The organism is Limnohabitans sp. (assembly GCF_017848645.1).
Classification (GTDB): domain Bacteria; phylum Pseudomonadota; class Gammaproteobacteria; order Burkholderiales; family Burkholderiaceae_C; genus Limnohabitans_A.
In genome coordinates this window covers 1-22,540 of the sequence record NZ_JAFEIF010000056.1, presented here as the reverse complement: position 1 = coordinate 22,540, position 22,540 = coordinate 1, and the positions used below count along the sequence as shown (strand labels likewise).

Annotated in this window: 21 protein-coding genes; 2 read left to right on the top strand and 19 right to left on the bottom strand. The window is 62.5% G+C overall.

From position 1 onward, the window contains the following. Positions 1-57: 57 nt before the first annotated feature. From dnaJ to QZ190_RS12880, 5 genes are all read right to left on the bottom strand, one after another. Positions 58-1,200, bottom strand: a complete 1,143-nt coding sequence (gene dnaJ, locus QZ190_RS12900) for a molecular chaperone DnaJ (protein ID WP_291916914.1) — start codon at positions 1,198-1,200, stop codon at positions 58-60. 102 nt (positions 1,201-1,302) lie between these two features. Further along, the gene (gene dnaK / locus QZ190_RS12895) at positions 1,303-3,228 is read right to left on the bottom strand and encodes a molecular chaperone DnaK (protein ID WP_291916912.1); all 1,926 of its coding nucleotides are present in this window, start codon (positions 3,226-3,228) and stop codon (positions 1,303-1,305) included. 88 nt (positions 3,229-3,316) lie between these two features. Continuing rightward, the gene (gene grpE, locus QZ190_RS12890; RefSeq protein WP_291916910.1) at positions 3,317-3,865 is read right to left on the bottom strand and encodes a nucleotide exchange factor GrpE; all 549 of its coding nucleotides are present in this window, start codon (positions 3,863-3,865) and stop codon (positions 3,317-3,319) included. Positions 3,866-4,075: 210 nt separating this feature from the next. Beyond that, positions 4,076-4,426 (bottom strand): FKBP-type peptidyl-prolyl cis-trans isomerase, encoded by a 351-nt coding sequence (locus tag QZ190_RS12885; protein ID WP_291916908.1) that lies wholly within the window; start codon positions 4,424-4,426, stop codon positions 4,076-4,078. Positions 4,427-4,513: 87 nt separating this feature from the next. Further along, a complete protein-coding gene (locus QZ190_RS12880; RefSeq protein WP_291916906.1) occupies positions 4,514-5,686 on the bottom strand; it encodes a fumarylacetoacetate hydrolase family protein in 1,173 nt (390 codons plus the stop codon). A gap of 253 nt (positions 5,687-5,939) precedes the next feature. Between QZ190_RS12880 and QZ190_RS12875 the strand changes: the two genes are divergently transcribed. Then, complete coding sequence (locus QZ190_RS12875; RefSeq protein ID WP_291916904.1) at positions 5,940-6,590, top strand: OmpA family protein; 651 nt, start codon at positions 5,940-5,942, stop codon at positions 6,588-6,590. Here the strand turns inward: QZ190_RS12875 and QZ190_RS12870 are convergent. The 14 genes from QZ190_RS12870 to QZ190_RS12805 all read right to left on the bottom strand — a co-directional run bounded on the left by QZ190_RS12870 (position 6,581) and on the right by QZ190_RS12805 (position 21,191). Then, positions 6,581-7,162 (bottom strand): MarR family winged helix-turn-helix transcriptional regulator, encoded by a 582-nt coding sequence (locus tag QZ190_RS12870; protein ID WP_346308526.1) that lies wholly within the window; start codon positions 7,160-7,162, stop codon positions 6,581-6,583. The two genes, QZ190_RS12875 and QZ190_RS12870, sit on opposite strands and share 10 nt — an antisense overlap. A 38-nt stretch (positions 7,163-7,200) precedes the next feature. Further along, positions 7,201-8,925, bottom strand: coding sequence for an acyl-CoA dehydrogenase family protein (locus QZ190_RS12865; protein WP_291916902.1), 1,725 nt, complete (start codon positions 8,923-8,925; stop codon positions 7,201-7,203). A 41-nt stretch (positions 8,926-8,966) separates the two neighbouring features. Beyond that, positions 8,967-10,517 carry a tannase/feruloyl esterase family alpha/beta hydrolase gene (locus QZ190_RS12860; protein ID WP_367114244.1) on the bottom strand — a complete coding sequence of 517 codons (1,551 nt, stop codon included), beginning with the start codon at positions 10,515-10,517 and terminating at the stop codon, positions 8,967-8,969. Between the two features lie 276 nt (positions 10,518-10,793). Beyond that, positions 10,794-11,795 (bottom strand): tripartite tricarboxylate transporter substrate-binding protein, encoded by a 1,002-nt coding sequence (locus QZ190_RS12855; RefSeq protein ID WP_291916898.1) that lies wholly within the window; start codon positions 11,793-11,795, stop codon positions 10,794-10,796. A gap of 63 nt (positions 11,796-11,858) precedes the next feature. Then, positions 11,859-12,278 carry a thioesterase family protein gene (locus QZ190_RS12850; RefSeq protein ID WP_291916896.1) on the bottom strand — a complete coding sequence of 140 codons (420 nt, stop codon included), beginning with the start codon at positions 12,276-12,278 and terminating at the stop codon, positions 11,859-11,861. A gap of 9 nt (positions 12,279-12,287) precedes the next feature. Continuing rightward, positions 12,288-13,052 carry an SDR family NAD(P)-dependent oxidoreductase gene (locus QZ190_RS12845; RefSeq protein WP_291916894.1) on the bottom strand — a complete coding sequence of 255 codons (765 nt, stop codon included), beginning with the start codon at positions 13,050-13,052 and terminating at the stop codon, positions 12,288-12,290. Positions 13,053-13,132: 80 nt separating this feature from the next. Continuing rightward, entirely contained in the window at positions 13,133-14,383 is a 1,251-nt protein-coding gene (locus QZ190_RS12840; protein ID WP_291916892.1) for a thiolase family protein, read from the bottom strand. A gap of 58 nt (positions 14,384-14,441) precedes the next feature. Beyond that, positions 14,442-16,292: a feruloyl-CoA synthase gene (locus tag QZ190_RS12835; RefSeq protein WP_291916890.1), complete on the bottom strand. Its 1,851-nt coding sequence runs from the start codon at positions 16,290-16,292 to the stop codon at positions 14,442-14,444. Positions 16,293-16,305: 13 nt separating this feature from the next. Beyond that, positions 16,306-17,112: a crotonase/enoyl-CoA hydratase family protein gene (locus tag QZ190_RS12830; RefSeq protein WP_291916888.1), complete on the bottom strand. Its 807-nt coding sequence runs from the start codon at positions 17,110-17,112 to the stop codon at positions 16,306-16,308. Positions 17,113-17,334: 222 nt separating this feature from the next. Beyond that, a complete protein-coding gene (locus QZ190_RS12825) occupies positions 17,335-17,613 on the bottom strand; it encodes an EscU/YscU/HrcU family type III secretion system export apparatus switch protein (protein WP_291916886.1) in 279 nt (92 codons plus the stop codon). Further along, positions 17,610-18,728, bottom strand: a complete 1,119-nt coding sequence (locus tag QZ190_RS12820) for a hypothetical protein (RefSeq protein ID WP_291916885.1) — start codon at positions 18,726-18,728, stop codon at positions 17,610-17,612. Before QZ190_RS12820 ends, QZ190_RS12825 begins: the two co-directional genes overlap by 4 nt. A gap of 19 nt (positions 18,729-18,747) precedes the next feature. After that, positions 18,748-19,314 carry a hypothetical protein gene (locus QZ190_RS12815; RefSeq protein WP_291916883.1) on the bottom strand — a complete coding sequence of 189 codons (567 nt, stop codon included), beginning with the start codon at positions 19,312-19,314 and terminating at the stop codon, positions 18,748-18,750. Positions 19,315-19,343: 29 nt separating this feature from the next. Beyond that, the gene (locus tag QZ190_RS12810; protein ID WP_291916881.1) at positions 19,344-20,648 is read right to left on the bottom strand and encodes a hypothetical protein; all 1,305 of its coding nucleotides are present in this window, start codon (positions 20,646-20,648) and stop codon (positions 19,344-19,346) included. Positions 20,649-20,696: 48 nt separating this feature from the next. Beyond that, complete coding sequence (locus QZ190_RS12805; protein WP_291916879.1) at positions 20,697-21,191, bottom strand: LPP20 family lipoprotein; 495 nt, start codon at positions 21,189-21,191, stop codon at positions 20,697-20,699. A 354-nt stretch (positions 21,192-21,545) separates the two neighbouring features. Between QZ190_RS12805 and QZ190_RS12800 the strand changes: the two genes are divergently transcribed. Next, positions 21,546-22,540, top strand: a 995-nt coding sequence (locus QZ190_RS12800; protein ID WP_291916877.1) for a sigma-54-dependent Fis family transcriptional regulator, incomplete at its 3' end; no start/stop codon positions are given.

Here is a 22,540-nt window from a genome sequence, read left to right as displayed (position 1 = left end):
GCAAAACCCCTCCCCCGCCGCAGCCCCTCTCGCACTGCCTTGCGGTTCATCTGAGACTCAAGCCCCGAAGAAGCCTTTCAACTTGTCGGTCCAGCTCTCGCCGCTGGGCTGGTGCTTGCCGCCACCTTTGGAGAGTGACTCTTCAAACTCCTTGAGCAGTTTCTTCTGGTGCTCGGTGAGCTTGACGGGCGTCTCTACGGTGATGTGGCAATACAAGTCGCCCGGGTAGCTGCCGCGCACACCCTTGATGCCCTTGCCGCGCAAGCGGAACTGCTTGCCCGTCTGGGTGCCTTCGGGGATGTCGATGGCCGCTTTGCCGCCCAGCGTGGGCACTTCGATTTCGCCGCCCAAAGCCGCTTTGGAAAAGCTGATCGGCACTGCGCAATGCAGGTCGTCGCCATCGCGCTCAAAGATGTCGTGCTTTTTCAGGCGGATCTCGATGAACAAGTCACCCGGTGGCCCGCCATTGGTGCCCGGTTCGCCATTGCCCGCGCTGCGGATGCGCATGCCGTCATCGATGCCGGCCGGAATTTTGACTTCGAGTGTTTTTTGTTTCTTGACCTTGCCCTGCCCGTGGCAAGTGCCGCAAGGGTCGGGAATGATCTTGCCCGTGCCCCGGCAGTGCGGGCAGGTTTGCTGCACGCTGAAAAAGCCCTGACGCATCTGCACCTGGCCCTGGCCGTGGCAGGTCGCGCAGGTTTTGGCGCTGGTGCCGGGTTTGGCACCTGTGCCGTGGCAGGTGTCGCACTCGTCCCAGCTGGGGATGCGCAGCTGCGAGTCCTTGCCATTGGCCGCTTCTTCGAGCGAAATCTCCATCGCATAGCTCAGGTCCGCACCACGGAAGACCTGGCGCCCACCGCCGCGTCCGCCCCGGCCCTGGCCACCAAAGATGTCGCCGAAAATGTCGCCAAACGCGTCACCGAAGCCACCAAAACCTTCGGCACCGCCGCGCATGCTGGGGTCAACCCCGGCGTGGCCATGCTGGTCATAGGCGGCACGTTTTTGCGCGTCTGACAGCATCTCGTAGGCCTCTTTGACCTCTTTGAATTTGCCCTCCGCCTCTTTGGCTTTGGCGTCTTCCCCCTGGTTGCGGTCAGGGTGGTACTTCATCGCCAGCTTGCGATAAGCCTTTTTGATGTCATCGTCCGAGGCGTTTTTGGCAACGCCCAGCACTTCGTAAAAATCTCGTTTTGTCGCCATGGGGCAAATCCAACCGTTAGAACAAGAACGCCGCGAAGGCGATTCAGTCACCTGAATCAGCTTGCGCGGCGGGACTGCGGCCAGGCCGCAGAGGGTGGGGTGTTAGCCCTTTTTGACTTCCTTGACTTCAGCGTCCACCACATTGTCGTCTTGTGGTTTGGCATCGGCGCCGCCGGCTGCAGCACCCGCAGCGGCTTGCTGCGCTTGCATGTCGGCATAGACCTTTTCACCCAGCTTCTGGCTGGCGGTCATCAGGGCTTCGGTTTTGGCTTCGATGGCGTCTTTGTCTTCGCCCTTGAGCACCTCTTCCAGAGACTTGGCGGCCGCCTCGATGGCTTCTTTCTCAGCCGCTTCGATCTTGTCGCCGTGTTCGGTCAGGCTCTTTTTCACGCTGTGCACAGCGGCTTCGCCGGCGTTGCGGGCTTGCACGAGTTCGAGCTTTTTCTTGTCTTCCACCGCGTTCAGCTCGGCGTCTTTCACCATCTGCTGGATTTCGGCTTCAGACAAACCGGAGTTGGCCTTGATGGTGATCTTGTTTTCCTTGCCGGTGCCTTTGTCTTTGGCGCCCACATGCAAGATGCCGTTGGCGTCGATGTCAAAAGACACTTCGATCTGGGGTGTGCCGCGTGCGGCTGGCGGGATGCCTTCGAGGTTGAACTCGCCCAGGGCCTTGTTGCCGCTGGCGATTTCGCGCTCACCCTGGAACACCTTGATCGTCACGGCCGGCTGGTTGTCTTCGGCGGTCGAGAAAGTTTGTGCAAACTTGGTCGGGATCGTGGTGTTCTTGGTGATCATCTTGGTCATCACACCGCCCATGGTCTCAATGCCCAGGGACAAAGGTGTCACGTCGAGCAGCAGCACGTCGGTGCGGTCGCCGGACAAGACTTGACCTTGAATCGCAGCGCCCACGGCCACGGCTTCGTCAGGGTTCACGTCCTTGCGAGGCTCTTTGCCGAAGAACTCTTTCACCTTCTCTTGCACCTTGGGCATGCGGGACATGCCGCCGACCAGGATGATGTCGTCGATCTCACCGACCGACACGCCCGCGTCCTTGATCGCCATGCGGCAAGGGGCGATGGTGCGCTCGATCAGCTCTTCCACCAGCTGCTCGAGCTTGGCGCGGGTCAGCTTGATGTTCAGGTGCTTGGGGCCTGTGGCGTCGGCCGTGATGTAGGGCAGGTTGACATCGGTGGCTGCCGAGCTCGACAGCTCGATCTTGGCCTTTTCAGCGGCTTCTTTCAGGCGCTGCAGGGCCAGCACGTCTTTGGCCAGATCGACGCCGGATTCTTTCTTGAACTCGGTGATGATGTGGTCAATGATGCGCTGGTCAAAGTCTTCGCCGCCCAGGAAAGTGTCGCCGTTGGTGGACAGCACTTCGAACTGCTTTTCACCGTCGACGTCGGCGATCTCGATGATGGACACGTCAAATGTGCCGCCACCCAAGTCATACACAGCGATCTTGCGGTCGCCCTTTTCTTGCTTGTCCAGGCCAAAGGCCAAGGCTGCAGCGGTGGGCTCGTTGATGATGCGCTTGACGTCCAGACCGGCAATGCGGCCAGCGTCTTTGGTGGCTTGGCGCTGGGCGTCGTTGAAGTAAGCGGGCACCGTGATCACGGCTTCGGTCACTTCTTCGCCGAGGTAATCTTCGGCGGTTTTCTTCATCTTGCGCAGGATTTCAGCGCTGATCTGTGGCGGGGCCAATTTGTTGCCGCGCACTTCCACCCAAGCGTCGCCGTTGTCGGCTTTGGCGATGGTGTAAGGCATCAGATCGATGTCTTTTTGGACTTCTTTTTCGGCAAACTTGCGGCCGATCAAGCGCTTGACCGCGTACAAAGTGTTGCGGGGGTTGGTGACTGCCTGACGTTTGGCCGAAGCGCCGACCAGAATTTCGCCGTCTTCTTGGTACGCAATGATCGACGGGGTGGTGCGAGCGCCTTCGGCGTTCTCGATCACTTTGGTCGTGTTGCCTTCCATGATGGCCACACACGAGTTGGTGGTGCCCAAGTCAATACCGATGATTCTTCCCATTTTGATACTCCGAAATTGGTTAAAAGTGCTATGTTTGGCAGTTGAGGCGGCTGGGACGCTTTTCAAGTCCCCTTGCGCCAAAAAGGTTTTATTTGGGGGCGGTCACCGTCACCAAAGCCGGGCGCAGCACGCGGTCGGCAATCTGGTAGCCCTTTTGCAGCACGGCGACCACGGTGTTGGGTTCCTGCTCGGCAGGCACCACGCTGATGGCCTGGTGGTGGTGTGGGTCGAATTTGGTCCCGGCAGGTGGGGCAATTTCGACCACTTTGTTGCGCTCCAGCGCGCTTTTGAGCTGGCGCAGCGTGGCCTCTGACCCTTCGCGGATCTGCTCAATCGTCACGTTGGGGATGGCCAAACCGGCTTCCAGGCTGTCGAGCACGGGCAGCAGGCTGTCGGCAAAACCCTCCACAGCAAATTTGCGAGCCTTGGCGATTTCGTCATCGGCGCGGCGGCGGGCGTTTTGCACATCGGCCTGGGCACGCAAGTACTGGTCGGCCAGATCGGCGTTTTGCGCCTTCAGATTGGCCAGCTCGGCTTGGGTATCGGCCAGCGGGTCGGTGGCGGTCATGGCGGCAGCAGCAGCCAGTTCTTCGTCACTCAGGGGCTTGGGGTCTTGGTTTTGTGTGGCTTCTGACATGAACAATGTCCGCAATAAATGAATACCCCTCTTAAATAGGGGCGTTGTTTCGGGCTTCAAGGGGGGCTTTGCAGGTCACATGCCCCGGGAATCAAGCAAAAATGGCGCAAGAAGGACGCAAGAAGGGCGCAAGAAAAACCCGCCTTGGGGCGGGTAGGTTGCAAGAACCCGCCCCAAGGCGGGTTGTGCCGCAGCCCGTTCGCCTTGGGCTCAATCGAGGGCGAGCAGTTCCACGTCGAACTTCAAAGTGGCATTGGGCGGGATCACACCGCCAGCGCCACGGGCACCGTAGCCCAGCTCGGCGGGGATGATCAGGGTGCGTTGACCGCCCACTTTCATGCCCGCCACGCCTTCATCCCAGCCCTTGATGACCATGCCTGCGCCCAGACCGAACACAAAGGGGTCACGGCGGTCACGGCTGGAGTCAAACTTCGCACCTTGTTCGCCGTCTTTAAAGAGCCAGCCGGTGTAGTGCACGGTGACGTCTTGGCCCGCTGTGGCGACTTCGCCTTCGCCGACAACGGTGTCTTCGTATTGCAGGCCGGAGGGGGTGGTGTTCATGAGGGGCATCCTGTCAGAAAGGGCCCGGTGCCGCTGGCGGGCCGCCGGGTTGTGGAAAACCCAAAATTATGCCAGCCCCGCCAAGCCTCAGCCCGCCCCTTGGCGTTTGGCCAAGTCGCGCATCAGCGCACCCACGCCATAGGTCCAGGCCGGCGCCTGGTCCGAGGTGGTGACCCGGTTGACCAGGGTGCCCAGTTGCGGGGTGGAAATGCTGACCACATCGCCCACCACATGGGTGAAGCCCTGACCCGGGCCGTGGCGGTCTTGGGTGGGGGCGAACATGGTGCCCAAAAACAGCACCATGCCGTCCGGGTACTGGTGGTATGGGCCCATGGCTTGGCCCGCCAGGTCCAGCGGGTCCCGGCTGATCTGGTTCAAGGCGCTGCTGCCTTGCATCACAAAACCCTCGGGGCCTTGCACTTTCAGGCTCAGCTCGCACTGGCGCACGTCGTCGATGCTGAAGTGCTCGTCAAACAGGCGGATGAAGGGGCCGACGGCGCAACTGGCGTTGTTGTCCTTGGCTTTGCCCAGCAGCAAGGCGCTGCGGCCTTCGAAGTCGCGCAGGTTCACGTCGTTGCCCAAGGTGGCGCCCACCACCTCGCCGCGCGAGTTGGCGGCCAGCACGATTTCCGGCTCGGGGTTGTTCCATTGGCTGCCCGGGTGGATGCCCACCCAAGCCCCGGGGCCGACCGCGCTCATGGGTTGCGCCTTGGTGAAGACTTCAGCATCGGGCCCGATGCCCACTTCCAGGTATTGCGACCACATGCCCTGGGCCAGCAGCACGTCTTTGAGCTGGGCCGATTCCGGGGAGCCGGGCACCACGCTGCGCAGGTTGTCGCCAATGACCGCCACCACCGCCTGGCGCACGGCTTCGGCGCGGCTGGCGTCGCCACGGGCTTGCTCTTCGATCACACGCTCGAGCATGCTGGCCACAAAGGTCACGCCTGCGGCCTTGACGGCCTGCAGGTCGCAGGGGGCCATGAACCAGGGCTGGTCGGCCTTGCGCAGCGTTTCGTCGCTGTTGGCCCAAGCCTCGGCGGTGCTGGCCAGGCGCTTGGCCTGGCCCGATGCCAGGCAGGCGCGCACTTGGGCGGCCACGCCAGGCAGTTCCAGCAAAGCACTGCTGGTGGTGGCCAGGCCTGACAGGTCCAGCACGTCTTGCGGGGTAACGGCCACCAAAAATGGGCCAACGCCCGGCACCCACAAACGGCCGATCAACAAGGCCTGGTGCGCGTCTTGGGGCAGTTGCATGAGGAGCATGGTGAACCTGTGGGCTTTAAAAAACAGCATGGTGTCAGACATCGGCATGGCGCGCTGTCACCCTTGTCATGCCCTCGCCAAAGGCGGTGGCGCCGTGCCGGGGCGGCCAGAGGCGGCGGCTTCAAGCGGGGTCCAGCGGGCGGTGGGTGCCGGTTGAAACGATTGCTTGCAATTTATGTGGCTTGCCCCACATGGGCAGGGGTGGGTGTCGGTTAGATTTGGCGGGATACATCACTCACTTCAAGGATTGACCATGACCCGAAAAAATGCTGCATTGACCTCCATGGGTGTTGCCACTTGTGCGGTGGCCGTTTTGTTGACCGGTTGTGCCACCACGACCTCACAGCAAAAAGGGGCCGGGACGGGGGCCGTCATTGGTGCTGTGGCCGGACAAGTTTTGGGCCGCGACAGCAAATCCACGGTCATTGGCGCGGGCTTGGGGGCTTTGGGAGGGTACATCTGGTCCAAGCAGATGGAAGACAAAAAGCGCGCCATGGAGCAGGCCACGGCGGGCACAGGCACCGTGGTCACGCAAACCCCTGACAACCAACTCAAGTTGAGCATCCCGAACGACATCTCGTTTGACACCGGACGCGCCGACATCAAGCCCAATCTGCGCCCCATCCTGGACCAGTTTGCGCAAGGCCTGAGCCAGCAAACCAGCATGGAAGTGCGCATCGTGGGCCACACCGACAGCACCGGCAGCGACGCGATCAACAACCCGCTGTCGGTCAACCGCGCCCAAAGCGCCCGTGACTACCTGGTGGGCCGGGGCGTGAACAGCAGCCGCATCAGCATCGACGGGCGCGGCTCACGCGAGCCTGTGGCCGACAACGGCACCGCCGACGGCCGTGCACGCAACCGCCGCATCGACATCTTCCTGGCCGAGCGCGGTCAAAGGTAAATTTTTTGCAGCAACGCCAGCAGCGTTTTGCGCTGGGCTGGCGTGAGCTTGGCGGTTTTTTCGATTTCCAGCTCGGTGGCCGTTTGTTCGGCTTGCACCATCAAGGCCCGGCCTTTGGGGGTGGCGTGCAGTCCCACGGCACGGCCATCGTGCGGATGGGGTTTGCGCTCGATCAGCCCGCGTGATTCCAGCGACTGGATCAGGCCCACCAAATTAGGGGGCAAGAGGTTCAGCGTTGCGCACAGCTGGCGCGAGGTCACACCCGGGTTGTGGCCAATGGTGGACATGACCGAAAAATCGACCGGCTTCAAACCATAAGGGGCCAGGCGCTCCAAAAACAGCTCGATGATGCTCAGCGCAGCCCGGCGGGCGTTGTAGCCCATCAGGGTTTGCAAGTAACTCGTGTCCACCGTGTCCACAGCGTGCGACGAGGTCTTGGCGGGCGAGGCACGCGTTCGGCGGGGCTTGGCGGGCAGGCTCTGGCCGGGTGCATCGTGCTCGGTGGTGCCGGGCTTGGAGGCTTCGGGCCTTTGGGCTTTGAGCGGTGTTGGGCGGGATGGGTTACGGGGCATGTCAGCGCGAAAAAGTTGGCGCAATAAAGAAGGCGAGATTATGCCGCCGCGCACTGCTGCACGATGATGAAGCTGCGCATCTGGAATTCGGGCAGCACCCAGCTGCGCAGGGCTTGGACCGGGGCACGCCAACGCGTGTCGGCGTTGGGGGTGTCGGCGTCCACGCCCGCTTCGATGCGCAGCCAGGCCCAGTCCATCAGCACCAGGGCCACAGCGCGCAAATAGTCGTCGGCCACACGGTAAGCGAGCGCCGCGTCTTTGGGCGCAGCCTGCACGATTTGTTGCGTCACCGCCCGCAAGGTCTGGATGCGGGCCTGCGCTGGGGTGTGGGCTTTGCCGGCTTTGGCCGCCTGGGGCAAGTCGGCCGCGAGGGTGTCCAGCAGCGCGTTCATGCCCGCGCCGCCATCGGCCAGCACTTTGCGCACCAAGAGGTCAATCGCCTGAATCTCGTTGGTGCCTTCGTAAATCATGGCCACGCGGGCGTCGCGCACGATTTGCTCAATGCCCCATTCCCGCACATAGCCGTGGCCACCCAGCACCTGCAGGCAGTCGCTGCCGCCATGGAAAGCCTGATGGGTGAACACCGATTTCATGACCGGCGTGACCAGCGCGCACCAGCGCTGGGCGGCGGCTTGCGTGTCGGCGTTGGGGCTGTGTTTGATCTGGTCCAACTCAAGGGCCGTGCGGTAAGCCAACACGCGACCGGCATCGACCCAAGCGCGCTGCGTGTCCAGAATGCGGCGCATGGCGGGGTGCTCGGCAATCAGGTCGGCTTCACCTGCGCTTTTGCCCTTGCCCGGCGCACGCATCTGGCGGCGCTCTTGTGCATAGGCGTCGGCCTTTTGCCAAGCCGCGTCCAAGAGGCCAATGCCTTGCAAGGCCACATGCAAGCGGGCGGCGTTCATCATCACGAACATGGCGTTCAGGCCCTTGCCCGGTTCGCCCACGATTGAAGACACCGCTTCGTCAAAACGCATCACGCAAGTGGGGCTGCCGTGCAGGCCCATTTTTTCTTCGATGCGATCGCAGTGCATGCGGCTGCGCGAACCGTCGGAGTAGAACTTGGGCACCAGAAACAGCGACAGGCCTTTGGGGCCGGGCGGCGCGTCGGGCAGGCGGGCCAGCACCAGATGCACGATGTTGTCGGTGAGGTCATGCTCGCCGCCCGAGATGAAAATTTTGGTGCCGCTCACGGCGTAGCGGCCATCGGGCATGGGGACCGCCTTGGTGCGCGCCAGGCCCAGGTCAGAGCCCGCGTGCGGCTCGGTCAGGCACATGGTGGCCAGCCATTCGCCGGTGGCCACTTTCTCCAAATACTGCGCTTTGAGTTCGTCGCTGCCGTGGTGCTTGATGCATTCGTACGCGCCATGCAGCAAGCCCGGCGCCATGGTCCAGCCGTGGTTGGCGGCGCTCAGCATTTCGTAGAGCATGGCTTCGAGCACGCTGGGCAGGCCCTGGCCGCCGTCTTCGGCGCTGGCGGCCAAAGCGGGCCAGCCCGATTGCCAAAAGGATTTGTAGGCGGCCTTGAAGCCCGGCGGCATGGTGACCACGCCGTCTTTCCATTGGGCCCCGACCTCGTCGCCATCGCGGTTGAGCGGGGCGATGACTTCGCCCACGAACTTGCCTGCTTCATCCAGCACCTGCTGCATCAAGTCGGCGTCCACCTCGGCAAAGGCGGGCAGAGCTTGCAGTTGGGCCGGTGCGTTCAAAACGCGGGACAACAAAAATTGCATGTCCTCGGTGCGGGGCTGGTAGGCGTTCATGGTCAATTAGAAAAGTTCGCTTCAAGGGCCGAGTTAACGGTTCATTGGCAAGAAAAACTTGCGGCATTTTCCAAAGAGCCGGAGCCCATGTACTTGGCGACCTTGGGGTAGGCACACAAGGGACGTGTGCGCTGTGCGCTCCAGCTTGCTGGCAATTCGGTATTCACACCGCCTGCATTGCCCGCCCCGCGCACTTGTGCGGTGATGCTGTCAGGGGCAATGCCTTGCTCAACCCAAGCCACTAATGGCGTGAGTGCGTCAAACTGGTCTGCAGCGGGGCCTGCGCTGCAATGGTTCATGCCGGGAATGGGAAAGTGGCGTACAAAGTTGGCGCTGTTGGGGATCTGTTTGGCAACGCGGTCAACCCAGGCGCGTGTGTCGGTTTCAGAGAAAACCGGGTCACTCACCCCGTGGTAAAGCATGATTTTTGCTCCGCGTTGTTGCACATTCTTCATGTTGAGGGGCTGCGCATGGTTCACCGGTGTGATGGTCTCGTCGGCACTTTCGCTGTAGCCCGGTGGCTTGGCAAAAATACCGTTAAACAAGTTGTCGTAATCGGTATCGAACGCTTTGACATCCCGCTTGGGGCTGGTGAACACATGGCTCAAAGCGCCAGGGTCCAAGGCTTGGGAGAAAACAAATTTCCAAGTGGCCCAATTGTTTCCCGACACGCCCGTGTCAAAGGGAAATGCGCTGTAGTAAGGCTCTCCCTTGGTGGTTTGGCCACCTTGGAAGACTTGCGCAACGACATTTTTTTGCACGGCACTCAAGCATTTGCCGTCGCGCCCTGCGGTGCAACTGGGGACATCTCTTTGCACGTCAAAAGCTTTTTGACAAGCCGATACGTCTTGAACCATGCCGTCGGCCGCACCATCGAGTGCATCGCATTTGGCCAAAACGGCACGGGCCAATATGTGTCGGTCATCGGCGGTGAAGCCCGCACCGATGTCCGGGAATTTCAAATTGGGATTGAAAGGGTGGTTCACCGTCGGGCCAGCGGGTGCCAAGCTGTTCCACTTCGACGATCCCCAAAGCTGTGCCAACGCGGCGTTGGGTAAACGGTAGCCTGGCGCGCCAGCCAAGTAGCCGTCAAACTGTTCTGCATACCGTGATGCGGCCACCAAGGCATGTCGGCCGCCATTGGAGCAACCCGCAATGTAAGAACGGTCCGGCAATTTGCCATAAGCCGTTTGGATCAAAGCTTTGGCCATGGGTGTGAGTTTGCCAACGGCGGCATAACCGTAATCTTGGCGTGCCTGCGGTTCTGAACCAAAGTAAGGGTTTTGCCCAGAGCTATGCCCGGCATCCGAACTGATGACCGCAAAGCCTTGTGCGAGTGCGCCGGTCAATGGTCCTCCACCCAATGCACCCAATGCGGGTTGCACGACACCATCCAAGCCGCCGTTGGCTTGGTAGAAAAACCGACCATTCCAGTCTTTGGGTAAGCGCATTTCAAAGCTAATGGCGTAAGGCTGTCCATCGGCACCTTGCCGTTCATGCATCTTGCCTTTGACTAGGCAGTGCTCGCTGACCGTGTAGGCGGTGACTGCGGTGGGCTGCGGACCGTTGCGCACGGCACCGGCAGGAACCAAGGCGGTGGATTCAATGCGTGTTGCCGAGAATTTGAATTGTTCGCCCAGTTCTTTACATTGAGCCAAAGTGCCACTGCGCGCAGGAGCCAAATTGGGAGGTGCGCTGGACTGCAATCCACCCGCACAGCCAGCCAACAACCATAAACTTCCCAAAGCAAATAATCGGATCGTCATGTTCGTCCTTCTTTCGTTGTGAAATTGCAGTGCCCCGATGACCCTGCTGCTGCATCCAGCGTCTTGGCCATCGATGAAACTTTTTTGAAACGACCTGATCAATCAGGAGTCCACGCTGAAGCCGATGCGCTTGATCAGCGGACCCCAACGCTCGAGTTCCACTTGCGAGCTCTTGAGTTGGTCCGCAACCGTGCCGCCAAAAGGAATCAGGCCCACCACGGTCAAAGCGTCTTGCACGCCTTTGTCTTTGAGGGCGGCATTGACCGCCGCATTGGCCGCTTGCACCACGTTGGCCGGGGTTTTTGCGGGGGCATAAAAGCCGAACCACTCTTCCACGGTCAATTCAGGAAAGCCTTGCTCGGCAAAGGTGGCCACGTCGGGCACAAAAGGCGAACGGGTTTTGCCTGATGTGGCCAGGATGCGCATCTTGCCGGCTTTGTGGTTGGCAATGAAGTCGCCGTGCGGTGTGAACATGCAGGCGATTTGGCCGCCGACCACGTCGGTCACGCCGGGCACCGAGCCACGGTAAGGCACATGCTTGAATTCGAAGTTTTGGTTCAGGCCGAGCAAAGCCCCAATGAAGTGGGGCGTGGAGCCTGCAGCGGGCGAGCCGTAGCTGGCTTGCGCGGGGTTGGCCTTGGCCCAAACGATGAAGTCTTTCACGTTCTTCACACTGGCCGGCACCATGGGGCCGACAGCAAAACCGTGGTGAATCATGGAGGCGGTGCCCACGGGCGTGAAATCATCAAACGGCTTGTACTGCAGGTTTTTGAAGATGTGCGGATAAAGCGAGATGGCTGAGAACGGGGTCATGGCCAGCACGGAGCCGTCGGCCGGAGCGCTTTTCAGCAGGTTCAGGGCAATCTGGCCACCTGCGCCGGGGCGGCTGTCGATGATGCCGGAATTCTTGCTGTAGGGCGTGCCGCCAAATTTCTCGGCCACACGGCGAGCGCAGATGTCGCCGGAGCTGCCGGGTGGGAAGCCGTAGAGCACTTTGACTTGCTCGATCGGCAGGCCGCTTTGCGCCCAGGCTTGCTGGAACGCGGTGCTGCCCAAAATGGCGGCACCGAGGGTGGATTGGATGAATTCGCGACGGTTGCTCATGCTTGTCTCCTCGAAAGGGTGGATGAAAAATTCAGGTTGGGGGAAAGAGGGGAATCGAACCCATCAGCTGCACAAGGTGCGGATGTCTTCTGGCACGGCAATGGCTTTGATGCGGTCCGGGTCTTCGGGGTGTTTGATGCAAAAGGCGCGCACCTCGGTGCCCTCGCACAGCACGGTGTCGCCACGCATCACCACATGTTTGTGCACAAACACTTTCTCGCGCCACTCCTGCACGCTGGTGTGCACCTGCAGTGTTTCGCCATAGGTGGCGGGGCGGATGAATTTGGTGTTGATCTCCAAGAGGGGCGTGCCGATGATGCCGCGCGTCTTGACCAACTCGCGCCAGGGTGGGATGCCGCATTTCATGAAGAAGTTCAGCGATGACGCGTCCATCCATTTGGAGAAATTAGGGAAAAAGACTATGCCCGCGGGGTCGCAGTCACCGAACACCACTTGCACTTCGTAAACAACGGTTTTGCTCATGTTCGGCTTTCAGCGGGGGGCCATGCGCAAGGCGCCATCGAGGCGAATGACTTCGCCGTTCAGGTGGTCGTTGTGCACGATGTGGCAGGCCAGTTCGGCAAATTCGCTGGGCTTGCCCAAGCGGGCGGGGAAGGGGATGCTGGATGCCAGCGATTGCTGGATCGGTTCGGGCAAGCTGGCCAACAAAGGGGTCTTGAACAGGCCGGGCGCGATGGTGCACACGCGGATGCCGTGTTGTGCCAAATCGCGTGCCATGGGCAGCGTCATGCCCACCACACCGGCTTTGGACGCGCTGTAGGCCTGCTGGCCCACTTGTCCGTCAAAGGCGGCAACCGATGCGGTGAAGACCATCACGCCACGGGCACCATCTTCCATCGGCTCGAGTTTGGCGCAGGCCGCTGCAAACAAACGCGCCGCGTTGTAGGTGCCGATCAGGTTGACATTGATGACCTTGGCGAACTCGTCCAGCGGCGCGGCTTTGCCGTCTTTGCCGACCACGCGCTTGGCGGTGCCAATGCCGGCGATCTGCATCAAGATACGGGCGGGGCCGTGGGCTGCGGCGGCAGTCTCGATGGCCTGGGCCATGCTGTCTGCATCGCTCACGTTGCAGTGGACGGCCACGCCGCCGATGTCGGCTGCCACGCGCTCGGCGTTGGCCATGTTGAGGTCGAGCACCGCGACCTTGGCACCCAGGCGGGCCAGTTCGCGGGCTGTGGCTTCACCGAGGCCTGAGCCACCGCCGGTGACCAATGCGGCTTGTCCTTGAATGTTCATGTCAGTTCCTTTTGATGTCGTTTTGTTTTTGCAGGAGATCGCCCACAGGGTGGGCTCCCACAAGGGCTCCTACAGGGGGGTCATGCTGCCTCGGGGTTCTCGATCAAGAGCGCAATGCCTTGCCCGCCGCCCACGCAGGCGCTGGAGATGCCGTAGCGCAAACCGCTGCGCTGCAACTCACGCGCCAGCGTGATGGTCAGGCGCACGCCGGTGGCGGCCAGGGGGTGACCGAGCGCGATTGCGCCGCCGTTGACGTTGAGCTTGGACACATCCAGACCCAGCTCTTTCGCCACCGCCAGGGTTTGCGCGCCTTGCGCTTCGTTGATTTCAAAGCGGCCAATGTCGGACAGCTTCAAGCCTGTGCGCTCCAGCAGCAATCGAATGGCCGGGGCAGGGCCAATGCCCATGATCTCGGGCGGCACACCCACAGCCGCAGCAGCGACCACGCGGGCCAAAGGTTTCTTGCCGTTGGCTTTGGCATAGGTGCCCGACGTGACCACACAAGCCGCTGCCGCATCGACCAGGGCCGAGCTGTTGCCACCGGTTTGCACGCCGCCTTCGTACACAGGCCTGAGTTTGCCCAGCACCTCGGCTGGCGAGATGCGTGGGTGGGTGTCGGCGCTGACCTCGGTCACTTTGCCTTGCAGCTTGATGCCGCGCGAGACGTAGCCTTCGAGCTCGAACTTTTCGGTGACCACGGGCACGATTTCGCCCGCATGAAAACCTGCGGCCTGAGCGGCCACAGCTTTGGCAAACGAGTCGGACGCGAATTGGTCCACTTCTTCTCGGGTGATGTTGTATTTTTTGGCCAGGTTCTCGGCGGTCTGGATCATGTTGATGCCTGCGGCCGGGTCTTTCAGGGCTTCCCACATGAAGTCCTTGAAGCCCACCGGCGCGCCCAGCTTGAAGCCGGTGCGGTGGTCAAAGGCGGCAATCGGGTTGCGCGTCATGCTCTCGGTGCCGACCACCAGCGCGGCCTCGCACACGCCCGCTTCGATCTGCTCGCCCGCTTGGCGAAACAACTCAAACCCGGTGCCGCAAATGCGCTGCACCATGATGGCGGGCACCTCTTGCGGCACGCCTGCGTACAGGCCAATGTGGCGCGGCAGCACAAACTGGTCGAAGTCGCCCGGAGCCATGTTGCCGGTGATGACCGAGCCGATCTCGCTGGCGGCGATGCCCGCGCGCTTCAAAGCTTCGCGTGCGGCCTTGATGCCCAGGTCGGTGGGCGAGATGTGGCCCAACGCGCCGCAGTAATCGACCATGGGCGTGCGCACGCCTTCGTGCATCCACACATCGGCAAACGCGTTGAAAAATCCTTTGGGGCTCATGTCTGTTCTTTCGATTTTTTGTGGGAACGGTCTCTGACCGCGATCCGCAGGGGTTTTGTCATTGGGGTTGAAGGATGTTGGGCAAAGTGCCTTCGTGCAGCGCGGCCACAGTGCCCGCACGGTGGGCCAGCACCGAGCGTTGGTTGATCGAGCCCTTGTCGGTGATCTCGCCCTTGTCGATGGTGGGCGGCTCGCTCAAAAGACACAGGCGGGCAATGCGGTTGGCGCTGCCCGTGGCGGTTTGGGCCAGAATGTTGACGACGTCCTGAAACTTGGCCAGTACCGGTGCCGAGGCCAGCACGTCGGCCAGCGGCGCATCAGCAGGCAGGCCGCTCAAGGCGCGCACCGCCGGGGTCGGGAAAATCATGGCGCCGACTTCTTTGAGGTTGATGCCGGTCAGCACCGCGTCCTGGATGTAAGGCGCCCCTGCCAAGATGATCTTGGCGCGCAGCGGTCCCACGCTCACAAAGGTGCCGGTGGCCAGCTTGAAGTCTTCGGCAATGCGGCCATCAAACTTCAGGCCCAGGTGCACATCGGTTTCGTCGATCCACTTGACCGCATCGCCCGTCTTGAAGAAACCTTCTTCGTCAAAGGCCTCGGTGGTTTCCTGCGGCGCGCGCCAATAGCCGGGCGTGATGTTCGGGCCCCGGTAGCGCACCTCGGTTTTGCCCTCGCTGTCCACCAGCTTGAGCTCCAGGCCGGGCGTGGGCACGCCCAGGTCACCCGCTTGCACAAAGGGGTTGGTCACGAAGATGCCAAACGGGCCGGACTCGGTCATCCCTAAGCCCGTGCCCATGACGATGCGCTCGCCCACTTCACGCTCCTGGCTGGCATACAGGCTGTCCCAGATGGGCTGGGCCAAAGCGGCCCCGGCGTAAAAGAACATCTGCACCCGCGACAGCAGCGTTTTGCGCAGCTGGTCGTCGGTTTGCATGGCGTGGGCAATCGCTTCAAAACCGGTGGGCACGTTGAAGTAGACGGTGGGCGCGATTTCGCGCAGGTTGCGCAAGGTCTCGTGCATCAAGGCGGGCGTGGGCTTGCCGTCGTCGATGTAGAGCGTGCCGCCGTGGAACACCGTCATGCCAAAGTTGTGGTTGCCGCCAAAGGTGTGGTTCCACGGCAGCCAGTCCACCAGCACCAGCTCACGCTCGGCCAGCACGGGCATGGACTGCGCCATTTGTTGCTGGTTGGCGCACCACAGGCGGTTGGTGTTGATGACCGCCTTGGGCATTTTGGTCGAGCCGCTGGTGAACAAAAACTTGGCAATGGTGTCCGGGCCGGTGGCGGCCATGGCGGCATCTACTGCGGGCGTGGCGGGGGTGGCGCACAGGCTGTCAAAAGCCGTGACGGTGCGGCCGGGCACCTCGCCCTCAACCATCACGACTTCCATGTCATCGGCCACGGTGGCTGCGATGGCTTTGGCGTAGCGGGCGTCCGAGGCGAACACCAGGCCGGGCGTGACGGTGCGCAGCACATGCTTGAGCTTGTCGTAGTCCACGCTGACCAGCGAGTAGGGCGGCGAGGTGGGCACAAAGGGCACACCCGCGATCAGGCAACCCAGGGACAGCAAGGCGTGCTCCAGGCTGTTTTCGCTCAGGATGACCACTGGGCGCTCAGCGCTCAGGCCCCGGTCGAGCACGCTTTGCGCAATGCTGCGCGCCGTTTGCCAGGCCTGTGTGTAGGTGATGTGCCGCCAGTCGCCCAGCGTGCCATCGGCATTTTTCACGCGCCGGGCCATGAAGGTTTGGTCGGGCTTGTGGTGCGCCCAGTGCTGCAGGCGGTCGGTCAGGCGCTCGGGGTAAGCCTGCAGCGCCTGATCGGCTTGCAGGTAGCGCGTGCCGGGCGTGCCGTCGCGCAGGCTGACACGGGTCACGCCAAATTTGAGCGGGCGAAATTGGGGGGCGTTCATGCGCGTCTCCGGGTCAGCTTTTTTGCACTTTGGCCGCCTTGCCTTCGAGGAAGGCGCGCACACGGGCTTTGGCTTCGGGGGCGGCTTGGGCGATCGAGGCCATCAGGGCTTCGGTGAACAGGCCATGGTCAGCCGGTTGCTCGGCAATGCGCGGCATGGCGTGGGTGAGGGCAAAGTTGGTCAGGGGCGCGTTGGTGGCAATGCGGGTGGCCAACTCGATGGCCTTGGTCAAAGCCGTGCCGGTGGGCACCAGGTATTGGGCAAAGCCCACACGCTCGCCTTCTTGCGCGTCGTAGACACGGCCCGTGAGCATCATGTCGATCATGCGCGCTGTGCCAATCAGTTTGGGCACGCGCACCGAGCCGCCGCCGCCCACAAAAATGCCGCGTGTGCCTTCGGGCAGCGCGTAAAAAGTGCTCTCGTCGGCCACGCGGATGTGGCTGGCGCTGGCCAGCTCCAGGCCACCGCCCACCACCGCGCCGTGCAGCGCGCAGACCACGGGCACGCTGCCTTGTTCCACCGCGTTCAGGGCCACATGCCAGCCGCGTGAGTGGTGAATGCCTTCCCCCGCATCACGCTCTTTGAGCTCCGACAGGTCGAGTCCGGCGCAAAAATGGTTGCCCTCACCATGGACCACGGCGGCGCGCGCCTCGGGCGGCAGGTTCTGGAACACATCGCGCAGCGCTTCGATCAGGGCGTCGTTGAGCGCATTGCGCTTGGCGGGGCGGCACAGGCGCACCACGGCCACAGCGCCTTGCATTTCCAGGGCTACGCCGTTGGCGGCTGCACGTTCCAGGATCGGGTGGGGGGCTTGTGTCATCGGAAAGGGTCCTTGGCAGGTCTGGTTCAGGGGGTGCAATAAAGTTATTGCTAATAACGATATTGTGCGCATCAGAAGGCGTTCGGGTATTGGGTGTTTACCCTAGGTTTTGATGCTGCCCGTGCCAAGTTGTGGGTTGTCAGCTGTCGCAGATGCGGGCGCGTGTGTGCCGGGCAAGTGTGCGCGTGCGCTTGACCGGCTGGCGCAGCCGGGCTGGGTGACTCAGAGGCTTTTTTCGTCGCCCGGGCGCATGCCCTTGAGCCAATACACCCAGGACAGGATCACGGCCACAGCGGTGTAAAGCTCAGGGGGGATTTCCTTGTCCAGGTCGATGCGGCTGAGCAAGGCCAGCAGCTGCGGGTCTTCGGCCACATACACGCCGTGACGCTGGGCCTCGTCGATGATGCGCTGGGCCAGCTCGTCCTCGCCTTTGGCGCTGATGATGGGGGTTTTGCGCTTGCCATACTCCAGGGCAATCGCCTCTCTGAGCGGGGCCTTCATGTTTTCACATCCAGCAAGCTGCCGGTGTCGGGTGGGTTCCAGGGCATGGGCTCGGAGGGGCCAGGGCCGTGGATGACCTGCAGCCGGGTCATGTTCAGGCCTGCGCTGTCCAGCTCTTCGGCCAGGTTGGGCGTCAGGTCGCGGGCACGGTGCACCACATCTTCGCGCAAGGCCCACATGACCATGTCGACCTCGGTTTCACTGCTGATGCGCGTTTGCAGCCACACCTCGCCCAAATCGCGGTTGCGGGTGTGCAAGTGAATGACCAACGGGGCTTTTTCTTCGCCGCGCTTGCGTCTGCCCCGCACAAAACGCAGGGCCACGGGTTCAGCGTCCGAAAAAGGCAGCATCATGGAGAACACCCACTCACGACCCGTCAGGGTCTCGGCCGCTGTGAGCTGGTGCGACTCGATGTCGTCAATGGCATCTTGCACGCGGCCCGTCGCCTCGTGGCTGGTGCTTTGCAGCAGACGCAGCAACTGCCGCAGCCCCGACTTCAGGTCCACCAGCCCACTGCCTTGGCCATTGGCCAGCAGGGACTCGGTCGACAAGCCGCTGCGCTGCATGAGTTGCTGGAGTTTTTCCGGGGTCAATTGGGCCATGCTGGGGCGCAGGCGCTGCCACTGCTGCAGCCCGGCCAGCTCCGGGGCGGCCGTGTTCAGGCTTCGCAACAGGCTGTCGAGTCCGCCTGGGCGCAGCAGCAGGGCCAGAGCCCCCATGTCGGGCGGTCTGAAACCCAGTTGCTGCATGCGGTTGGGCATTTGCGCCAAAGGTGCAGCGGCGGCGGGCGCAGCGGTACCGGTGGCTTGCAGCGGGCGCAGCCAGATCGAACCATCACTTTGCAGCTGCACCCGAAACAAGGCCGTGTCACCCGAGGCCAGGCGCAGCCCGGCGGGCAGATCTTTGGGCAAGTCGATGAAGCGCCCGGCTTGTGCGGGGTCTTGCAGGATCAGACGGACCCGGTCTTGGCGGTTTTCGACGGTGGATTGAATCACCTGGCCGTCGCGCAAGCCCAGTTCGGCGGCGCTGCGCTCGACCACCAGCGGCAACTTTCCCTCCAGGTAAATGGTGGGAATTTTGGGGTTGAGGTGGGCGGTTTCAGCCCCGGTGATCATGCGGCGGCCTGCGCTGCGATCAGGGGTAACGCACCCAGCGGCGCTGGTCGTTCGGATCGATGGCAGCTTTGTGGTCTGTCTGCGCTTGGCTCCCCTGCAGCAAAGGCACAGCCCCCGGGTATTGGGCCAACATCATTTGTCGCAAAGCGGGCAGGCTGGGCACCTTCATGGCGACCCCGGCACGCATCTGGTTGGGCGAGCCCGAGGGGAAGACCTGCGGGTTCAGGCTGACAAAAGCCTTGCGCAAAAAGTCGGGGTGCAAAGGCACATCCGGCAAGGTGCGGCGGATCAGGCGGTCCAGCGTCTCGCCGCGCTGCACCGTGACCGTGCTGCCCACGGCGGTCAAGGCCCCGGGCTCAGGTGTCATGCCCGCAGCGCTGGCATGCGCAGCACCCCCTGCAGAATGGGCAGGCGTGGGCGGCAGGCCACCTGATTGCTGAAACGCCGCTTGCGGGCCCAACAGCGCCTTGAGCGCCGAGGCCGCTGCACTGTCAGCCGACCAGGCCGCCGTGCTCCAGCAGGCCAAAGCGCAGCTGCCGAGCAGCCAGGCGGCCAAGTGACGGGGGGTGAAAACAGCAGAGGTCATGTCGTTATTGTGGTTCGGGTTGAACGGGCTCACAAGGGCAGGGCCATCCAGGCGCCATGCGAGGCCAGGGCTGGGCCAGCCAGTTGTTGCAGCTCGGTGCGGTGGGGGCCAACCTTGACCACCTGGGCCAAAGCCAAGTGTTGGGCCACGCCAGGCTCCAGCATGCGGGCGGGCACATGGGCGGGGTCCATCAAGAGCACACGGTCCCCGGGGCGCAAGCCGCTGTCAAAGCCCGCTTGCAATTCCAGCGAAGGCGTGCCCTGGCGGCGCACATGGAACTGCACCGGCTCGCATTCGGTCTGCCGGTCCAGTTGGGCCACCCATTGGCGCATGCGCTCCTGCAGCAGGCCTTGCATCTGCTGCGCCCAAGCCCTGGGGCTTTGGGCCAGGGCCAAAGGGGCAATCGAGACGATCTGTTCAATTTGCCACTGCGGCACCAAGCGTGCAGTCGGGCTGAGCTTTTGGCCCAAGCGCACGCTCAGCGTCCAGCGCCACGGCGGGGCGGTTTCGCTCAGGCTCTGGCTCACGCGCTCAGTCCACGAACGAGGGGCCTCGGCCGGCGCGTGTGGCTGCAGTGAAATCTCGGCCATCCAGCCACTGCGCTCCTCGGTCTGGCCCGTCAGGGCGCGCATGTAGGCGTTGTCGGACTGCGGGGCGGCCTGCGCCACGCTGTGCGTGCGCCAGCGCTGCGACAGCTGCATGTTCTGGCCCCAGGCCTCTTGCGCCAGGCCCAGCAGGGTCTGGCTGGCAAACAGCTGCGGGCCACTGAAACCCTCGGGCATCACCAGCTGCACGCCCAAAGGCAAACGCCAGGGCCTGGGCGGGGCCTTGCAGCTTTGGTCGGCCCCCACGGGCTTCCAGCCCCAGGGCAACACCTCGGCACTGACCTGGGTCACGGGCTCATCGCCTTGCACATAAGACAACACCCGCACACCGCGCACCTGCGCCTCGGAGTGGAAATGGGCGCTCTCATGCAAAGCCCCCTTGTCGTCCACCCAAGCCGTGCTGACCACCCGGGTGGGCCGGTCCAGCGTGGCGTCCAAAATCGCCTGGCGAATGGCGGCCAACTGCGCGTCGTATTCTTTTTGCGGGTTCTTCTGGGCCGCCTTGGCCGCTTGGGCCTGGGCCTGGGCCTGGGCCTGGGCACTCAAGAGGGCCTGCACCGGGGCCGAGGCCAGCGCCTTGGCCGCCAGTTCTACGGGGCTGGGGCTTTGGGCCCCAGCCGTGGTGGCCAGTGCACAGGCCAGCGCGGCTGCGCTCATGCGCAACCAGGCCAGGCCAGAGCCTGGGCGGCGGTGCAGGGCAGGGCGGGGCAGGTTCACGAGGGCCAGCATGGGGTCATCCAATCCGAGACGGTTTGAGAGGCGATTCTTGAGGGCCGATCAACGGCGGCGCGAAGCCATCTGGCCCAAGTACAAGGCACGCAAATCACGCACCACATACTGGTCCAGCGACAAGGTGGTCTCGTAGGTGTCCTCGCCCACCGGGGTGATGCTGACCATGGTGGCCCCATAAATCACGCCCTCCACCTTGGCGCGGAAGGTGTCGCTCATGACCGTCATGTCGGCCACCGTGGTGCTGGCGTCCAGCTGCTGGCCGTAGACCTGCTCGGTCAAGGAGCGGTAAGCATCAAGCTTGGAGGCGCGGATGGCCAGCAAACGCTGCTGGGCCGGGTTCTTGTGGTTTTGCACGCTGATCACCGCGTAGCCCGTGGCCACCAGGGTTTCACGCTTTTCCACCAAGGGGCTGATCATGGAGGTGGGTGCCGCAGGCGCCATGGTTTTGTCCTGCCCCATGATGTTCAAGGGCACGGATTGGCAGCCAGCCAAGGCCAAAGTGGTCAGCAGCGCTGCAGTCAGTGATCGGGTACGGGTCATTGTGCTTCTCCATGAACTTGCATCCATGCCAACCAAAGCGGCGCGTGGATGTGTTGTGACTTGATGCATACATCGGCAGCACGGCCCAAGTCTTGAGCGTTGACCGACCAATCCCGCGTTTTTGAAGCGCATTTGCGCCATATTGAACCTCAAAATACACAAATAATTTGTGAAATTTGATGATAAAAATGTATTTTTCCTCCAAATACTTGCTAAGATCGCATTTGTTAATTTATAAACTGATAAGTGAATAAATTGATAAAAGTTCATCAACTGCAATCTGAAGCCTTCAGTGCAATCCGCCCGCCCGGCATGCCCTGAACGCCACCTGAGCCCACCAGACACCTGACAGACATGAAAGCCAGCGCCAGAACCCAAATCATTGGACAAAGCCGAGCGACGCAGTTCCTGCGCGAGCTCATCCAGACTTTGGCGGCTTCATCATCCACAGCCCTGGTCACGGGCGAGAGCGGCACCGGCAAAGAGCTGGTGGCCCAGGCCCTGCATGCCCAAGGCCCTCGCGCCAGCGGCCCCTTTGTGCCCATCAACTGCGGTGCCATTCCACGCGAGCTGATCGAAAGCGAGCTGTTCGGTCACCGCAAAGGCACCTTCACGGGGGCCGTGGCTGACCGACTCGGCCGCTTTGAGCTGGCCCACGGCGGCACCCTGTTTCTGGACGAAATCGGCGACCTGCCCATGGACATGCAAGTCAAGCTGCTGCGTGTGCTGCAAGAGCGCTGCATCCTGCCCGTGGGCGCCTCGCGCGAAGTGCCGGTGGACGTGCGCGTGGTGGCGGCCACCCACAAAAACCTCGAAGCCGAAGTCGCCGCCGGGCGCTTCCGCGAAGACCTGTACTACCGCATCAACGTCTTGCCCATCACCACCACTGCCTTGCGTGAGCGGCCCGACGACATCGCCGCCTTGCTGCAGTTCTATGCCGAAAAGCACACATTGCCCGGCAACCGCCCCCTGAAATTCGCACCCGACATGCTGCAGCTGCTGCAGGCCTACGCCTGGCCCGGCAACGTGCGCGAGCTGTCCAACCTGGTTGACCGTTTTTCGACCCTGTTCCCTTCGCAAACCCTGCAAGTGCACACCGTGCCTGCCTGCATGATGCCCTCGGGCCTGGCGGCGCTGCAGGCCCAGCGCCTGAGCCAAATGCCCACTCCGGCCCTGCAGCAGACCTTGTTCAGTGCCGCCACAGCCCCACAAGCGGCAGTGGCCTTGGGCGAGCCCAACTGGACAGCGGCGGCTACAGCTGCCCCAGCCGCCACCGACAGCCCCTGGGGCGACAGCGATCCGCTGAGCTACTTGTTTGCCAGCAGCGACAACGCCGCCCCCGCGCGCTC

Coding starts and splice junctions, on each gene's coding strand:
- dnaJ (WP_291916914.1), bottom strand. CDS start 1,200: ATGGCGACAAAACGAGATTTTTACGAAGTGCTGGGCGTTGCCAAAAAC.
- dnaK (WP_291916912.1), bottom strand. CDS start 3,228: ATGGGAAGAATCATCGGTATTGACTTGGGCACCACCAACTCGTGTGTG.
- grpE (WP_291916910.1), bottom strand. CDS start 3,865: ATGTCAGAAGCCACACAAAACCAAGACCCCAAGCCCCTGAGTGACGAA.
- QZ190_RS12885 (WP_291916908.1), bottom strand. CDS start 4,426: ATGAACACCACCCCCTCCGGCCTGCAATACGAAGACACCGTTGTCGGC.
- QZ190_RS12880 (WP_291916906.1), bottom strand. CDS start 5,686: ATGCTCCTCATGCAACTGCCCCAAGACGCGCACCAGGCCTTGTTGATC.
- QZ190_RS12875 (WP_291916904.1), top strand. CDS start 5,940: ATGACCCGAAAAAATGCTGCATTGACCTCCATGGGTGTTGCCACTTGT.
- QZ190_RS12870 (WP_346308526.1), bottom strand. CDS start 7,162: ATGCCCCGTAACCCATCCCGCCCAACACCGCTCAAAGCCCAAAGGCCC.
- QZ190_RS12865 (WP_291916902.1), bottom strand. CDS start 8,925: ATGAACGCCTACCAGCCCCGCACCGAGGACATGCAATTTTTGTTGTCC.
- QZ190_RS12855 (WP_291916898.1), bottom strand. CDS start 11,795: ATGAGCAACCGTCGCGAATTCATCCAATCCACCCTCGGTGCCGCCATT.
- QZ190_RS12850 (WP_291916896.1), bottom strand. CDS start 12,278: ATGAGCAAAACCGTTGTTTACGAAGTGCAAGTGGTGTTCGGTGACTGC.
- QZ190_RS12845 (WP_291916894.1), bottom strand. CDS start 13,052: ATGAACATTCAAGGACAAGCCGCATTGGTCACCGGCGGTGGCTCAGGC.
- QZ190_RS12840 (WP_291916892.1), bottom strand. CDS start 14,383: ATGAGCCCCAAAGGATTTTTCAACGCGTTTGCCGATGTGTGGATGCAC.
- QZ190_RS12835 (WP_291916890.1), bottom strand. CDS start 16,292: ATGAACGCCCCCCAATTTCGCCCGCTCAAATTTGGCGTGACCCGTGTC.
- QZ190_RS12830 (WP_291916888.1), bottom strand. CDS start 17,112: ATGACACAAGCCCCCCACCCGATCCTGGAACGTGCAGCCGCCAACGGC.
- QZ190_RS12825 (WP_291916886.1), bottom strand. CDS start 17,613: ATGAAGGCCCCGCTCAGAGAGGCGATTGCCCTGGAGTATGGCAAGCGC.
- QZ190_RS12820 (WP_291916885.1), bottom strand. CDS start 18,728: ATGATCACCGGGGCTGAAACCGCCCACCTCAACCCCAAAATTCCCACC.
- QZ190_RS12815 (WP_291916883.1), bottom strand. CDS start 19,314: ATGACCTCTGCTGTTTTCACCCCCCGTCACTTGGCCGCCTGGCTGCTC.
- QZ190_RS12810 (WP_291916881.1), bottom strand. CDS start 20,648: ATGCTGGCCCTCGTGAACCTGCCCCGCCCTGCCCTGCACCGCCGCCCA.
- QZ190_RS12805 (WP_291916879.1), bottom strand. CDS start 21,191: ATGACCCGTACCCGATCACTGACTGCAGCGCTGCTGACCACTTTGGCC.